Genomic DNA, 15,439 nt, shown 5'->3' with positions numbered 1-15,439 from the left:
GGTGGAGCGGCGCGCCGGAAGCCCCGGCGGTCGGTCCATCATCGTTCCATGAAAGATTGTGAGCTCAAGGGCAGGGCCGGCGCTAGCGGGCCCGCCTGCCGATACTGGAGAAAGAAAGCATGAGCAACTGGTTAGTCGACAAACTGATCCCTTCGATCATGCGTTCCGAGGTGAAGAAGAGCTCGGTGCCTGAAGGCCTGTGGCACAAATGCCCGGCCTGCGAGGCCGTGCTGTATCGTCCGGAGCTGGAAAAGACCCTGGATGTCTGCCCCAAGTGCAACCACCACATGCGCATTGGCGCACGTGCGCGTATCGACATCTTCCTCGACGCCGATGGCCGTGCCGAACTGGGTGCCGAGCTGGAACCGGTCGACCGCCTGAAGTTCCGTGATGGCAAGAAGTACAAGGATCGCCTGGCCGGCGCGCAGAAGCAGACCGGCGAGAAGGACGCGCTGATCTCCATGAGCGGCACCCTGATGGGCATGCCGATCGTGGTCAGTGCCTTCGAGTTCTCGTTCATGGGGGGCTCCATGGGCGCGATCGTCGGCGAGCGTTTCGTGCGCGCCGCCAACTACGCCCTGGAACACCGCTGCCCGATGGTGTGCTTCTCCGCCTCCGGCGGCGCGCGCATGCAGGAAGCGCTGATCTCGCTGATGCAGATGGCCAAGACCTCGGCCGTGCTGGCGCGCCTGCGTGAAGAAGGCATCCCGTTCATCTCGGTACTGACCGACCCGGTGTACGGTGGCGTTTCCGCCAGCCTGGCGATGCTCGGTGATGTGATCGTCGGCGAGCCGAAGGCGCTGATCGGTTTCGCCGGCCCGCGGGTGATCGAGCAGACCGTGCGCGAGAAACTGCCGGAAGGCTTCCAGCGCAGCGAGTTCCTGCTGGAGCATGGTGCCATCGACCTGATCATCCCGCGTGGTGAACTGCGCCCGCGCCTGGCTCGCCTGCTGGCGCAGATGACTGGCCAGGAAACCCCGGCGCAGGCGCGTGAGGCGGCTGCCGTCGCGTGATGACACAACGATCCCTGGGCGAATGGCTCGCCTACCTCGAGCAGTTGCACCCCACGGCCATCGACATGGGCCTGGAGCGGTCGCAGAAGGTGCTTGCCCGGCTGGCGCTGGGCAAGCTGGCGCCGCGCGTGGTAACGGTGACCGGCACCAACGGCAAGGGCTCGACCTGCGCCTTCGTGGCTTCGCTGCTGCGTGCCCAGGGGTTGAAGGTCGGCGTGTACAGCTCGCCGCACCTGTTGCGTTATAACGAGCGGGTGCTGATCGACGGCCAGGAAGCCAGCGATGAGCGCCTGTGTGCAGCCTTCGCTGCCGTCGAGGCGGCGCGGGGCGACATTTCGCTGACCTATTTCGAAATGGGTACGCTGGCCGCGTTCTGGTTGTTCTACCAGTCGCAGCTGGACGCGGTGGTGCTGGAAGTGGGCCTGGGTGGCCGCCTGGATACCGTGAACGTGGTGGATGCCGACCTGGCCCTGGTGACCAGCATCGGCGTCGACCATGTCGACTACCTGGGCGATACCCGCGAGCAGGTGGCCTTCGAAAAGGCCGGCATCTTCCGTCAAGGCAAACCTGCCCTTTGTGGTGACCTGGATCCGCCCCAGCCGCTACTGGACAAGGCCGCCGAGCTGGCTGCGCCTTTGTTCCTGCGCGGGCGGGATTTCGACCTGGCCGATGCCGATGGCCACTGGAGCTGGCGCGGTACGGCCGCGACGGGTGAGCCGGTAGCATTGCCCGACCTGCCTTTGCTCGACCTGCCGATGGAGAACGCCGCGCTTGCCCTGCAGGCCTACCTGCTGATGGGGCTGCCGTGGAGCACCGGGCAGATTCGCCAGGCGCTGCTGGATACCCGTATCACCGGGCGCCTCGATCGCCGGCAGCTGAGCTGGCAGGGCCGGCCGGTGGAGCTGTTGCTGGATGTTGGGCACAACCCGCATGCTGCCGAATACCTGGCGCGGCGCCTGGCAGCGCGACCGCTGAACGGGCGTCGCCTGGCGGTCTTCGGGCTGCTCGCGGACAAGGACCTGCACGGCGTTGTCGCGCCGCTGCAAGGCCTGGTCGACGACTGGGCGGTGGCGCCACTGGACACCCCGCGCAGCCGCCCGGCTGCGGAGTTGGTCGCGGCCTTGACGAACCTCGGCGCCGCGGTGAAGTCTTATGCCAGCGTCGACGCCGCCCTTGAAGGGCAATGCGCGCAGGCGACGGCGGATGACCAGATCTTGCTGTTCGGTTCGTTTTTCTGTGTTGCCCAGGCGCTGGAATGGCTGGAGCGGCACGCCCAGGAGGGTGGAGTAGATGGCAGTGCTGGATAAAGGGATGAAACAGCGCATGGTGGGTGCGTTGGTGCTGGTGGCGCTGGCGGTGATTTTCCTGCCGATGCTGTTCACCCGCGAGGACGAGATGCGCCAGGTGCATGTCGAGGCCCCGCAGGCACCGGCCATGCCAAGCCTGCCGGAAGTGAAAGTGGAGCCGGTCACCGTGCCGGAGCCGCAGGCCATTACGCAAGAGCCACAACAGCCACCGGTGGTGGTGGAGGAGTCCACCGCACCGGCGAGCCCGCCCAGCCAGCCAATCACCCCGTCGCCGCAGGTGCAGGTGCAGCCGCCCAAGGCGCAGGCTCCTGCGCCCAAGGTCGAGCCCAGGCCGACAGCTGCCCCAGCGCCGGCCGCAGCCGTGGCCAAGCCGGAAGCACCATCGAAGATCGACGTCAATGGCCTGCCGGTCAGTTGGTCGATCCAGCTGGCCAGCCTGTCCAACCGCGCCGGTGCCGAGAAGCTGCAGCAAACCTTGCGTAGCCAGGGCTACAACGCCTACATCCGCTCGGCGGGTGGCATGAACCGGGTGTACGTGGGGCCGTTGATCGAGCGCGCCGAGGCCGAGCGCATGCGCGATGCGATCAACCGCCAGAACAGCCTCAAGGGCTTTGTGGTGCGCTTCCAGCCCGAGCGCAGCTGATCCCGGTTGACTCGCTCCTGGGTAAACCGCGCATTTCTCTTCTGTGCGCGATCCCTGTGGGGGCGGGTTTGTCCGCGAATGATCCAGCCCCAATCAACCTGACATTCCGCTTACTCCCAGCCCGCTGCTCTGGTAAAATGCGCCGCCTCAAACGTCTGCAGGCAGCACCGTGGCATTTACCCTGGTTGATTGGGCGATCATCGCGATCATCGCCGTCTCCACACTGATCAGTCTCAAGCGCGGCTTCGTCAAGGAAGCCATGTCCCTGCTCATCTGGATCATTGCCGGTGCGGTTGCCTGGATGTTCGGCGGTTCGCTGGCGGTGTATCTTGAAAGCTACATCCAGACGCCGTCGATGCGTGTCATCGCCGGCTGCGCCATTCTTTTCGTCGCTACCTTGCTGGTAGGCGCCATGATCAACTTCCTCATCGGCGAGCTGATCCGCGTGACCGGGCTCTCCGGCACCGATCGTTTCCTGGGCATGGCCTTCGGTGCCGCGCGCGGGGCCTTGCTGGTGGTAGTGGCCATCGGGCTGATCAGCCTGGGGCCGGTTCAACAGGACACCTGGTGGCAGGAATCACGCCTGATACCACAATTTCTCTTGGTCGCCGACTGGTCGAAAAACCTGATCCTGGGGTTTACCGGCCAGTGGACACCCAGTGGGCTGATCGGCACTCCGGCTGATCTTCCGTTCAAGGAACAGTTGCTCGGGCCGGCAAAGCCCTGAGCGCTATTCACTCAAGTTTCGTCAAAGTAGGGGTTGCGTCGCATGTGTGGCATCGTCGGTATCGTCGGTAAGTCGAACGTCAATCAGGCGCTGTATGACGCGCTTACGGTCCTCCAGCACCGCGGCCAGGACGCTGCCGGTATCGTGACCAGCCATGACGGCCGGTTGTTCCTGCGCAAGGATAATGGCCTGGTGCGCGATGTCTTCCAGCAGCGCCACATGCAGCGCCTGGTCGGCAATATCGGCATCGGCCACGTGCGCTACCCGACAGCGGGCAGCTCGACCTCGGCCGAGGCCCAGCCGTTCTACGTCAACTCGCCTTATGGCATCACCCTGGCACACAACGGCAACCTGACCAATGTCGAGCAGCTGGCCAAGGAGATCTACGAGTCCGACCTGCGCCACGTCAACACCAACTCCGACTCGGAAGTGCTGCTGAACGTGTTCGCCCATGAGCTGGCCGTACGCGGCAAGCTGCAGCCGACCGAAGAAGACGTGTTCGCCGCGGTGTCCCACGTGCACAGCCGCTGTGTCGGCGGTTACGCCGTGGTGGCGATGATCACCGGCTACGGCATCGTCGGTTTCCGCGACCCCAACGGCATCCGCCCGGTGGTGTTCGGCCAGCGTCACACCGACGAAGGCGTGGAATACATGATCGCCTCGGAAAGCGTGGCCCTGGACGTGCTCGGCTTCACCCTGATCCGCGACCTGGCACCCGGCGAAGCGGTCTACATCACCGAAGAAGGCCAGCTGTACACCAAGCAGTGCGCCGACGCACCGAAACTGCAGCCGTGCATCTTCGAGCACGTCTACCTGGCTCGCCCGGACTCGATCATGGACGGCGTGTCGGTGTACAAGGCACGCCTGCGCATGGGTGAGAAGCTGGCCGAGAAGATCCAGCGCGAGCGCCCGGACCACGACATCGACGTGGTCATCCCGATCCCGGACACCAGCCGCACCGCGGCCCTGGAGCTGGCCAACCACCTGGGCGTGAAATTCCGCGAAGGTTTTGTCAAGAACCGCTACATCGGCCGTACCTTCATCATGCCCGGCCAGGCCGCGCGCAAGAAGTCGGTACGCCAGAAGCTCAACGCCATCGAGCTGGAGTTCCGCGGCAAGAACGTGATGTTGGTGGACGACTCGATCGTGCGCGGCACCACCTGCAAACAGATCATCCAGATGGCCCGCGAAGCCGGGGCCAAGAACGTCTACTTCTGCTCCGCAGCCCCTGCAGTGCGCTACCCCAACGTCTACGGCATCGATATGCCGAGCGCTCACGAACTGATCGCCCACAACCGCACCACCGAACAGGTGGCCGAGTTGATCGGCGCCGACTGGCTGGTCTACCAGGACCTGCCGGACCTGATCGAATCGGTCGGTGGCGGCAAGATCAAGATCGAGCACTTCGACTGCGCGGTGTTCAACGGTGAATATGTCACCGGCGACATCGACGAGGCCTACCTCGACCGCATCGAGCAAGCCCGCAATGACCTGGCCAAGGTCAAGAACCAGGCAGTCAGCGCGATCATCGACCTGTACAACAACTGATTCGGGAGCGACGGCATGACGGATCAATGGGATGCCGGGCGGCTGGACAGCGACCTCGAGGGTGTCGGTTTCGACACCCTGGCGGTGCGCGCCGGCCAGCACCGTACACCGGAGGCCGAGCACAGCGAAGCGCTGTTCCTGACCTCCAGCTACGTGTTCCGCACGGCAGCAGACGCCGCCGCGCGCTTTGCCGGCGAAACGCCGGGCAACGTTTATTCGCGTTACACCAACCCGTCGGTGCGCGCCTTCGAGGAGCGCCTGGCGGCCATGGAAGGCGCCGAACAGGCCGTGGGCACGTCCACCGGCATGGCCGCGATCCTCGCCGTGGTGATGTCGCTGTGCAGCGCCGGTGACCACGTACTGGTGTCGCAAAGCGTGTTCGGTTCGACCATCAGCCTGTTCGAGAAGTATTTCAAGCGCTTTGGCGTGCAGGTGGACTACGTGCCACTGGTCGACCTGGGCGGCTGGGAAAAGGCCATCAAGGCCAATACCAAGCTGCTGATCGTCGAGTCGCCGTCCAATCCGCTGGCCGAGCTGGTCGATATCACTGCCCTCAGTGAAATCGCCCACGCCCACGGTGCCATGCTGGTGGTGGATAACTGCTTCAGCACCCCGGCGCTGCAGCAACCGCTGAAGCTGGGTGCCGACATCGTGTTCCACTCGGCCACCAAGTTCATCGATGGTCAGGGCCGCTGCATGGGCGGCGTGGTTGCCGGGCGTGCCGAACAGATGAAGGAAGTGGTCGGTTTCCTGCGTACCGCAGGCCCGACCCTCAGTCCGTTCAACGCCTGGATCTTCACCAAGGGCCTGGAAACCCTGCGCCTGCGCATGCGTGCGCACTGCGAAAGCGCCCAGCTGCTGGCCGAATGGCTGGAGCAGCAGGAGGGCGTGGAGAAGGTGCATTACGCTGGCCTGCCGAGCCACCCGCAGCACGAGCTGGCCAAACGCCAGATGAGTGGCTTCGGTGCGGTGGTCAGCTTCGAGGTCAAGGGCGGCAAAGAGGGCGCCTGGCGCTTCATCGACGCCACCCGGGTGATCTCCATCACCACCAACCTCGGTGACAGCAAGACCACCATCGCCCACCCGGCCACCACCTCCCACGGCCGTCTGACACCGCAGGAGCGTGAAGCCGCGGGTATCCGCGACAGCCTGATCCGCGTTGCCGTGGGCCTGGAAGACGTGGCTGACCTGCAGGCCGACCTGGCGCGCGGGCTGGCAGCACTGTGATCGAGATCGGCGGTGCTGCGCCCGGCCACAACGGCCGGGTTGCCCTGGTCACGGGTGCCGCCCGCGGCATCGGCCTGGGCATTGCCGCCTGGCTGATCTGCGAAGGCTGGCAGGTGGTGCTCAGTGACCTCGACCGCCAGCGTGGTGCCAAGGTGGCCAAGGCACTGGGTGACAACGCCTGGTTCATTACCATGGACGTTGCCGACGAGGCCCAGGTCAGTGCCGGGGTGTCCGAGGTGCTGGGGCAGTTTGGCCGCCTGGACGCGCTGGTGTGCAACGCGGCCATCGCCAACCCGCACAACCACACCCTGGAAAGCCTGAGCCTGGCGCAGTGGAACCGCGTGCTGGCGGTCAACCTCAGTGGCCCGATGCTGCTCGCCAAGCACTGTGCGCCGTACCTGCGCGCGCACAACGGGGCGATCGTCAACCTGACGTCGACCCGAGCGCGGCAGTCCGAGCCCGACACCGAGGCCTACGCAGCCAGCAAGGGCGGCCTGGTGGCGTTGACCCATGCGCTGGCCATGAGCCTCGGCCCGGAGATCCGCGTCAATGCGGTGAGCCCGGGCTGGATCGACGCTCGCGACCCGTCGCAGCGCCGTGCCGAACCGTTGACCGAGGCCGACCATGCCCAGCATCCGACCGGCAGGGTAGGGACGGTGGAAGACGTGGCGGCCATGGTGGCCTGGCTGTTGTCGCGCCAGGCTGCATTCGTTACCGGCCAGGAATTCGTGGTCGATGGCGGCATGACCCGCAAGATGATCTACACCTGAGCATTCTGCATATCCTGTACTGGCCTCTTCGCGGGCATGCCCGCGAAGAGGTCGGTGCAGCAAACCGACCTTTTTTTGAAAAAAATTCAATGGGGCTATTGACTTAGCTTCACCACCTGCGTAAATTTCGCGGCCTCTGCGAAGCAAACGCAACAAGCAACATCGCGAGGGTGATTAGCTCAGCCGGGAGAGCATCTGCCTTACAAGCAGAGGGTCGGCGGTTCGATCCCGTCATCACCCACCACTTCCTGAGAGGTTCCTGGTGCTCAAGGTTTCGCAAGAAGCCGATAGCCAGAGAGGAGCGCACTGCGCAGCGGTAGTTCAGTCGGTTAGAATACCGGCCTGTCACGCCGGGGGTCGCGGGTTCGAGTCCCGTCCGCTGCGCCATTTTCAGTAACAGATGGGTGCCTGGCACCGGTCTGAGTCGCAAGGCAAGCTGCCTTGGGCTGATCCCAGTTTCAATCGGGCGCAAGCCTGAACGATACGCAGCGGTAGTTCAGTCGGTTAGAATACCGGCCTGTCACGCCGGGGGTCGCGGGTTCGAGTCCCGTCCGCTGCGCCATCTTCGTTTCAAGGTCCCTTGAACACCTTGAAGCAAACACAAGAGAAGCGATCCAGTCATCGCTTTTTTTGTGCCTGTCCTGAGGCCATCGAGCCGGAAGGGTAGACCCAGGTTTCAATCGGGCGCAAGCCTGAATGATACGCAGCGGTAGTTCAGTCGGTTAGAATACCGGCCTGTCACGCCGGGGGTCGCGGGTTCGAGTCCCGTCCGCTGCGCCATCTTCGCCTTGAGGCCCCTTGAACGCCTCGAAGCACGAAAAAGCGACCCCAGGGTCGCTTTTTTCGTTTCAGTGCCTGGCCATCGCCGGCCTTGGCCCAGATTTACACGAATCTGACAGACTCTTCACCGATCAGCGGTTCCTGTGCCTGCCTGCTGTGTTGCACAATAGGCACCTTTCTGACTTACCCGGAATACGCAATGACCAGATCTACCGTCTTTGGTGCGCTCGGGCTGGCCCTGGTGCTGGCGGGCGTGACCGGTTGTTCCTCGAAGAAAGCCGCCGTCTACGAGCATGAAAATTTCGATGACTCGGGCACCTTCTCGCGCAGCTTCCCGGTGAGCGATGCCGGCTCTTGCGAGGCCGCCCGGCGCGCCTTGCTCAGCCAGGGCTACATCATCACCAGCAGCGGTGCCAACCAGGTGGTGGGCAACAAGAGCTTCCAGCAGAACAGCGAGAATCACCTGCAGATCAGCTTCAACGTCACCTGTGCACCGGACGTGAGCGACGAGCAGCGCTCGACCATGTTCGCCAATGCGCTGCAGGATCGTTATGCCCTGAAAAAGTCCAACACCTCGGCCAGCCTGGGCGTTGGCGTGCTGGGTTCGGTGTCGATGCCGATCGGCTCCAGCGACGACTCCATGGTCAAGGTGGCCAGCGAGACGGTGACGGCGGCGCAGTTCTATGATCGCTATTTCGCCTTGGTGGAGAGTTATCTGCCCAAGCCCAAGCCGAAGCAGGCGAGCAAGGCCGAGGCCGAGGCGCCCGTGCAGAAGGTCGAAAAGCCTGCGGCGGACCTGGGGTTGCCGGAACAGGCGGCTGTCAACCCGGCGCCTGCCCCGGCAACTGCACCTGTTACTGAGGTTGCACCAGCGCCTGCAGCCACAGCCACTGAAGCGGTAGCGGCACCAGCGGTGGATGACAGCCAAGGCTCGCAGCCGGTGGCACCGCCGGCCGAGGCTGCACCGATTGAAGTGCAGCAACAGGCCCAGCCTGCCGAGGCTGCTTCCCCCGCTCTTTGACGAAGTACCTGCTATAGACGGCCCAGCGATAACTTTCGGAACACCTGCTACGTTTACCACTCATATGCTTGTCATCGTTCCTTCATCTCACCTGCTTAGGGTGAAGGCGACGGCTATCAAGAGAAAATGAGCAAAGAGGACGCAGGGTTATGGATGAATACCAGGAAGAACTTCTCGAATACCAGGCTTATGAACTGGACCCGCCGGAACCGGCTGACGACGCCACCGAGCTCTAGCCCGCCCGCCGCTGGCTGCGGCGGAACTCGCCCGGCGTAAGGCCTGTCCAGCGCTTGAAGGCGCGCTGGAAGGCCTCGGCCGATGCAAACCCCAACAGATAGGCGATCTCGCCAAAGGCCAGTTCCGTATCGCGGATATAGGTCTCGGCCAGGTCGCGCCGTGTTTCGTTGAGCAGGTCGCGAAAACGCGTGCCTTCCTCGGCCAGTTTGCGGCGCAAGGTCCAGGGCGGCAGTTGCAGGTGCAGTGCCACTTCTTCCAGGTCCGGTTCGCGACCGCCATTGAGCAATGGGCCTAGCAGATGGGTGATGCGTTCACCCAGGCTGCGTATGCGCGTGCGTTGCAGCATCTCCGCCTCGCACAACTGCAGCAGGTGCTGCCAGGTGCTTGGGCAATGCCGCGGGTTGGCCAGCTGCAGCGTGGCGCGGCCCAGGCGCAATTGATTGCTTTCGGCGGCAAATTGCACGGGTGCGCTGCACAATGGCTGGTAACGCTCGGCGTAGGCGGGGGCTGCAAACTCGATTTCCAGACGCTCGGCCTGCACCGGTGTGCCGGCGAGGTCGCTCAACTGGGCCAGCCAGCCAGCGAGCAGGGAGTCGACGACAAAGCGGTTGTAGGCGTTGTAAGGGCTGATCGAGTAGAAGCGCAGCCAGGCGCCCTGGGCATCTTCATGGAAGCTGGAATGGCCACGGTAGTTGGCCGCATATAGCGGCTCGAAGCGCAGCAAGGTACGCGCCGCTTCGCCCACGCTGGGCGCCTGGGCCGCCGTGACCCCGGCCAGCCCGGCGTGCGCCAGGCGGCTCAGGCGCCCCATGTGCAGGCCCAGCGCAGCCTCGCCGCACAGTTCGATGGCGGCGTGCCCCAGGTGCATGTAGCGGGGTATCGACAAGCGTGCATTGGCCTCGCCCAGGCGTGCCGCGTCCAGGCCATAGCGCTGCAACAGCGGCTCTGGGTCGTGGCCAAGCTCGCGCAGGGCCTCGTTCAGCGGCTGGACAAAGCCGACCGAAAGGTCGCCCAGGCGCACATGGGGGCGGGCCACTGGCCTACAACCACAGGTTCAGCAGGCGGGCGCCAGGGCTGGGCGTTCCCGCCAGCAGTTCGCCGGCATGGCGGGCAAAGCCCTGGCCGTCGCTGCCCTGTTCCCAGAACTGCCCGCGCATGAACACGCTCATGCTGCTGACACCGGTCCCGGCGGCCTCGGTCAGGCGCTGCCAGGCGGCCTGCTCGCTGACTTCGCCGCGCTGCAAGGGCAGCTTGGAACTGGCAGGCTGATGACGGTTGCCACGCCAAGGTGCCTGCCAGCTGCCCTTGCCACTGAGGAATACCGGGTTGGCGATCAATTCTACTGCCTGGCGGGCCAGTTGCTGGTGGTTTTCCGGGTACCAGCTATCGCTGCCCACCAGTACCCCCAGGCGCCCGGCAGGGGTCTGCACGACCTGCAGTGGCTGCTGGCGGCCATCGTGAACATAGCGGCGCATTTCGCTGTCAGGGAACTGTTGACGCTGTGGCTGGCCGAGCAGCGAGCCGTCGCCGGCGAACACCATGCTGCTGTTGAACAGAGGGCCGTTGCCGGCATGCAGCACGCCCTGTTTCACATAAGGGGCGGGAAGGACGATGGAGCCAGCCACCAGGGTTACATTGAATTCCTTGGCCAAGCCGCCGAACAGCTGCTGGTAGTCCGTGGCCATCTGTTCGGCCTTCATGCGCAAATGTGCATCGGCGCGGCGGTCGTCGCCGTCAGCACCGAGCATGGCCAGGCCATAGCGCAGCGGGTTGCTCAGCTCCAGCCATTGCAGGGCTTCACGACTTTGCGTGACTTGGTACAACTCATTCTTTTCGCCGCGCGCCCACAGCCAGGTGCCGATGTGCTCGGGCAGCACCACCACCGTGCGCGGGCCCACCAGGCCCTGGGCTCGTGCCTGTTCCAGATAGGCCGCGAGCTTGCGGTGCAGGCGTTGCAGGTTCTGGTAGTCGCCCGGGTACAGCAACGGCTCGACGCCGAGCAGGTTGCCGTGCTCGCCGGGTACGCCATGGTTCAGCGCCAGTTCGATGCGCAGGTCGGACAGGTAATGGCCTTCCGGGCGCTGCTGGGTCCAGAAACCGTAGCCACAGAGTGCGGCGGCCATCACCAGCGCCAGGGTGCTTGCCAGGAGTTTTCGCATCAAACTTCAGCTTTCACCTAAAAATTGAGCCGGCGGTGCAGAAAGCAAGAACATAGTGCGGCCTGATTCATCAGCTTTGGTGTCCTTGTTGCACTGCGTTTTGCAGAATAACGTCTGGATCATACCAAAGCTGCCATACGCTTATGAGTATTCTATGCTGCCGTTCATTGGCGTCCACCGCCATGCCCGGTCAGCGCTGGCGCAATTGCCGCGGGGTCGCATTCAGCAGGCGGCGCATCAAGCGCCGGAGCGCCGTTGCGTCCTGGTAGCCAACCTGTGCCGCGACCGCTTCGACGCAATGTTCGCCAGACTCGAGCAGCGCCCGGGCCTTGTGCAACTGCACCCGCTGGATCAGCTGCCGGGTAGAGTGCCCCGTTGCCTTGTGCACATGCCGCGACAGGGTCCGCTCGGACATGCCGACGCTTGCGGCCAGCGCCTTCACGCTGGCCGGCTCAGGCAGCGAATTCTCGATCTCGGCAGTTAACCGCAAGATCAGCGCATTACCTTGCGCCAACACAGCCGGGATGACAAAAGGCGCCTGCAGTTGCCGGCGGTCGAGCAGCAGCGCCTTGCCCACCGCGTCGGCGATTGCAGGTGACAGGCGCCGCCGGAGCAGGTGCAGCATCAGGTCGGTTTGTGCGAAGGCGGCACCTGCCGTGGTCACCGGGTGATCGGCCACCACCATGAAGTCCGGGTCCACGCGGCAACCGGGTGCCAGTTGCTGCAGATGCGCTGCCAGCCACCAGGAGGTAGTCACCCGCCGGCCCTCCAGCAGCCCGGCTGCCTGCAGCAGAAACACCGCCGAGCAGGAGGCGGCAATTTCCTTGCCGTTGGCGATATGACTGCGCAGCGCAGCGAGAAAGGGCGCTGTCCATGGCTCGGCGAGGCGGTGCTCAAGCAGTTCGATGTCACTGACGCCGATGCCCGGTATGACCCAGCAGGAGTGGTCATCGGCACTTGCTTCGAGCGGTTGCACCGGCAGTTGCAGGCCATGGCCCAGCGCTACCGGCCCCGGTTGCGGGCCGCAAACCCGCCAGCGTGGTGCGGCCAGGCCTAGTCGCTCGCTGACGGTGGCGGCGCTGGCGAGGATGTCCAGGGTGGCGGCCACGCTTGTCGCGAATGCCCCCGGTGTGACCAGGATGGTGAAATCGTACATTGTCGGATTATGCTCGAAACGGGACGGATCCGACACTTCTGCGCGCAACAGCTGGCAGGCCTAATGGCGCTTTCACTCATCATCAAGGTTTCCGCCATGCCCAACATACTGATCAAGGTACCTGCCGGGGCTTTCAACGAGGCGCAACGCGAACAGCTGCTCAAGCGCGTCAGCGAGGCCGCCATCGCCCACGAACACATCGGTAGCGCACTACCGCAGCGCAGCCTGTGCTGGGTGCTCATCGAGGAGCTGCGTGGCGCTGACTGGCTGTGTGGCGGGGTAAACATGCACGCCCAGGCCATTCCCTGCATCGTCACGGTGAAGGTGCCGGCTGGGGTTCTCGATGCCCAGATGCGCAAGGATTATGTGCAGGGCCTGCACCAGGCAATCGAACACTGCGTGGGGCAGGACGACGGGCGCATGCTGATGACGTCGATACAGCTGGTCGACGTCGCCGATGGTACCTGGGGCGCCAACGGCAACCTCTGGCATCTTGCCGATTTCACCCGCGCTGCCGGTTACGGCCATCTTCTCGCTCGCGCCCGGCAGCCATGAGCACCGCGCCAAGGCGCGACTGCAACTGCGTACCGCCGGGCCCGACTGGCTGGGCTACCCAGCCAGTCGGCACGGCCCTGTCAGGGGTGGGCTGGATAGTCGGTGTAGCCTCGTTCATCGCCACCAAAGAAGGTTGCAGGGTCGGGTGTGTTGAGTTCCAGGCCATCGCGGATGCGGCGTGGCAAGTCCGGGTTGGCCAGGAACGGTCGGCCGAAAGCCACCACGTCGGCACGGCCTTCGGCAATCGCTTTTTCGGCAGAGGCTGCGTCATACCCGCCTGCGAGCATCAGGACACCTTCCCAGGCATCACGCAGCTGCAAGATGATCTCGTCCCAGCGCGGGTCGAAGTTTTCGTCCTTGACGGTGCCGACGACCGCGGGCTCGACCAGGTGCAGGTAGGCCAGGCCGTGGCGGTTCAGCGACTTGACTATGTAGCTGAAAGTTTCGAAGGGGGTGTCATCGCCCATGCCCATGAACCGCCCCATCGGGGTGAGGTGCACACCGACGCGATCTGCGCCGATTTCCTGCGTCACTGCCTGGACCACCGCCAGCAGCAGGCGCGCCCGATTCTGGTACGAGCCGCCGTAAGGGTCGCTGCGCCGGTTGCTGTTGCTGTTGATGAACTGGTCGAGCAGGTAGCCGTTGCCAGCGTGAATCTCGACGCCATCCATGCCAGCCGCGATGGCATTGAGTGCCGCATTGCGGTAGTCATCGATGATTGCCGCGATCTCTTCGATTTCCAGGGCGCGCGGGACCGGCACATCACCCCACACGCCATTGCCGTCGTGGTCGACGATGAACGTCTTGCCGGGCGCGGCGATCGCACTCGGTGCAACGGGCAGGCCATTATCTGGCTGGAAACTGGGGTGAGAAACGCGCCCGACGTGCCACAGCTGCATGAAGATGCGGCCATCCTGTGCATGCACTGCCGCGCTCACCCGCTGCCAGGCTGCGATCTGTTCAGCCGTGTAGATACCGGGCGTCCATGCATAACCTTGCCCCTGTCGGGAGATTGCGCTGGCGCGCTGGGCGTAATATTGCGCCGCCATTGCCGTCGGGATATCGCCGGGTTGGCCTGCACGGGAGCGGGTCAGTGGCGCCATGGCGATACGGTGTGGCAGTTGCAAGGCGCCCACGCGAATGGGGTTGAACAGATGACGGGCCATTACTCAGTTCCTTTGCAAGTGGTTTGAATGCGGTTGGCAAGCGCAGCGATAGCGCGGCTGTTTGCTGGAGTCAGGTTAATGGCCGGCGCCCAGGCTGATAATCAGCACAACCAGGGCAAGTGCATTGCGCAACTCGCAATACCCGCGAACCTTCAAAGCGCCGTTCGCGCTTTGCCTCGATAGACCCGCAGCACATCAGCCATCACCGCCAATGCAATTTCGGCAGGGGTCCTGGAGCCGATATCCAGGCCGATGGGCATGTGCAGGCGCTCGACATCTGCAGGCGACAAGCCGCCGATCCGGCGCAATCGTTCCGCGCGTCTTTCCGAGGTCCGTTTCGAGCCCATGGCGCCGATGTAGAAGGCGGGCGTGTGCACGGCCTCCATCAATGCGAGGTCGTCGATTTTCGGATCATGGGTCAGCGCAACCACCGCCGTTGCTTCGTGGCAACCGCCGTTGGCGATGTAGATCGAGGGCAGTAGCGGAATCACCGTCACGCCCTCCAGCGCCAGCGCGGCCACTTCTTCTCGCGGGTCGCAAGCGATCACTTCAAAGCCCAGGGCCCGGGCGAATTGTGCACAGGCCTCGGCAACCGGTGACAGGCCAGCCAGCAGCAAGCGCAGGGCAGGGCCCAGGGCAATCTCCAGGCGGCTTCCCGTGCGCACCACGGTGTCGCTGCCGTCGCTGCGGCTGCGGGTGCTGAACAGGCCGCCTTCCAGGTCGATCACCCGGGTCAGCCGACGTTGACCGCGCAAAGCGTCGAGCAACTGGCTCAGGTGGGCTCGCCATTCGGCGCTCGGGCGCCTGTGCTCGACCAGCACCTCCAGGCTACCGCCACACGGCAATTGCAGGCGACTGCGCTGTTCGGCACTGGTGCCGTAGCAGACCACCTGCGCCGGTGCCGCATGCTCGCCACGGCTGAGCGCTTCGAGAAAGGCCTCCTCGACGCAACCGCCGGACAACGAGCCGCTGTGCGTGCCGGACCGGATGGCCACCAGCATTGCCCCAGGCGAGCGCGGTGCCGAACCGAAGGTGGAAAGGACCGTGCACAGCCACACGCTTTGTCCTTCGTCAGCCCAGGCCAGCGCCTGCTCCAGGACCCTCACATCAAGGTGTTGCATCTGCCGTTA

General features: G+C 64.4%; 14 protein-coding genes and 4 tRNA genes. 13 read left to right on the top strand and 5 right to left on the bottom strand.

The window, feature by feature from the left end; genetic code table 11:
- Positions 1-119 precede the first annotated feature (119 nt).
- The 12 genes from accD (at position 120) to ACVWZT_RS01190 (ending at position 9,036) form a co-directional block, all read left to right on the top strand.
- A complete protein-coding gene (accD, locus tag ACVWZT_RS01245) occupies positions 120-1,013 on the top strand; it encodes an acetyl-CoA carboxylase, carboxyltransferase subunit beta (protein ID WP_296234361.1) in 894 nt (297 codons plus the stop codon).
- Positions 1,013-2,320 carry a bifunctional tetrahydrofolate synthase/dihydrofolate synthase gene (folC, locus tag ACVWZT_RS01240; RefSeq protein WP_296234362.1) on the top strand — a complete coding sequence of 436 codons (1,308 nt, stop codon included), beginning with the start codon at positions 1,013-1,015 and terminating at the stop codon, positions 2,318-2,320. Before accD ends, folC begins: the two co-directional genes overlap by 1 nt.
- A complete protein-coding gene (locus tag ACVWZT_RS01235; RefSeq protein ID WP_296234363.1) occupies positions 2,304-2,963 on the top strand; it encodes an SPOR domain-containing protein in 660 nt (219 codons plus the stop codon). The genes folC and ACVWZT_RS01235 overlap by 17 nt, the downstream gene beginning before the upstream one ends.
- A gap of 169 nt (positions 2,964-3,132) precedes the next feature.
- Positions 3,133-3,690, top strand: coding sequence for a CvpA family protein (locus ACVWZT_RS01230; protein ID WP_296234364.1), 558 nt, complete (start codon positions 3,133-3,135; stop codon positions 3,688-3,690).
- Positions 3,691-3,732: 42 nt separating this feature from the next.
- Positions 3,733-5,238, top strand: coding sequence for an amidophosphoribosyltransferase (purF, locus tag ACVWZT_RS01225; RefSeq protein WP_170028951.1), 1,506 nt, complete (start codon positions 3,733-3,735; stop codon positions 5,236-5,238).
- A gap of 15 nt (positions 5,239-5,253) precedes the next feature.
- Positions 5,254-6,465, top strand: a complete 1,212-nt coding sequence (locus tag ACVWZT_RS01220; protein WP_296234365.1) for an O-succinylhomoserine sulfhydrylase — start codon at positions 5,254-5,256, stop codon at positions 6,463-6,465.
- The gene (locus tag ACVWZT_RS01215) at positions 6,462-7,235 is read left to right on the top strand and encodes an SDR family oxidoreductase (RefSeq protein ID WP_170028953.1); all 774 of its coding nucleotides are present in this window, start codon (positions 6,462-6,464) and stop codon (positions 7,233-7,235) included. The genes ACVWZT_RS01220 and ACVWZT_RS01215 overlap by 4 nt, the downstream gene beginning before the upstream one ends.
- 168 nt (positions 7,236-7,403) lie before the next feature.
- Positions 7,404-7,479, top strand: a tRNA-Val gene (locus ACVWZT_RS01210).
- 66 nt (positions 7,480-7,545) lie between these two features.
- Positions 7,546-7,622: transfer RNA gene (locus tag ACVWZT_RS01205), tRNA-Asp, on the top strand.
- A gap of 98 nt (positions 7,623-7,720) precedes the next feature.
- Positions 7,721-7,797: transfer RNA gene (locus tag ACVWZT_RS01200), tRNA-Asp, on the top strand.
- A gap of 141 nt (positions 7,798-7,938) precedes the next feature.
- Positions 7,939-8,015 (top strand) — tRNA-Asp (locus tag ACVWZT_RS01195).
- A gap of 199 nt (positions 8,016-8,214) precedes the next feature.
- Positions 8,215-9,036, top strand: a complete 822-nt coding sequence (locus ACVWZT_RS01190) for a DUF2242 domain-containing protein (RefSeq protein WP_457467799.1) — start codon at positions 8,215-8,217, stop codon at positions 9,034-9,036.
- A 232-nt stretch (positions 9,037-9,268) separates the two neighbouring features.
- On the opposite strand, the gene ACVWZT_RS01185 is transcribed toward ACVWZT_RS01190, so the two are convergent.
- From ACVWZT_RS01185 to ACVWZT_RS01175, 3 genes are all read right to left on the bottom strand, one after another.
- The gene (locus ACVWZT_RS01185; protein WP_457467797.1) at positions 9,269-10,309 is read right to left on the bottom strand and encodes an AraC family transcriptional regulator; all 1,041 of its coding nucleotides are present in this window, start codon (positions 10,307-10,309) and stop codon (positions 9,269-9,271) included.
- Between the two features lie 4 nt (positions 10,310-10,313).
- The gene (locus tag ACVWZT_RS01180; protein WP_457467795.1) at positions 10,314-11,432 is read right to left on the bottom strand and encodes a nitrilase-related carbon-nitrogen hydrolase; all 1,119 of its coding nucleotides are present in this window, start codon (positions 11,430-11,432) and stop codon (positions 10,314-10,316) included.
- A gap of 190 nt (positions 11,433-11,622) precedes the next feature.
- A complete protein-coding gene (locus ACVWZT_RS01175; RefSeq protein ID WP_457467793.1) occupies positions 11,623-12,588 on the bottom strand; it encodes a GlxA family transcriptional regulator in 966 nt (321 codons plus the stop codon).
- 96 nt (positions 12,589-12,684) lie between these two features.
- Between ACVWZT_RS01175 and ACVWZT_RS01170 the strand changes: the two genes are divergently transcribed.
- Positions 12,685-13,143 (top strand): tautomerase family protein, encoded by a 459-nt coding sequence (locus ACVWZT_RS01170; protein ID WP_457467791.1) that lies wholly within the window; start codon positions 12,685-12,687, stop codon positions 13,141-13,143.
- 80 nt (positions 13,144-13,223) lie between these two features.
- Here ACVWZT_RS01170 and ACVWZT_RS01165 read toward each other — a convergent pair whose 3' ends face one another.
- A complete protein-coding gene (locus tag ACVWZT_RS01165; RefSeq protein WP_457467789.1) occupies positions 13,224-14,309 on the bottom strand; it encodes an alkene reductase in 1,086 nt (361 codons plus the stop codon).
- 152 nt (positions 14,310-14,461) lie between these two features.
- Positions 14,462-15,430: an XdhC family protein gene (locus ACVWZT_RS01160; RefSeq protein ID WP_457467787.1), complete on the bottom strand. Its 969-nt coding sequence runs from the start codon at positions 15,428-15,430 to the stop codon at positions 14,462-14,464.
- Positions 15,431-15,439 lie beyond the last annotated feature (9 nt).

This window comes from Pseudomonas sp. TE21394 (assembly GCF_054057835.1).
The sequence above is the reverse complement of the archived record's forward strand: the minus strand, read 5'-3'. Positions and strand labels throughout refer to the sequence as shown.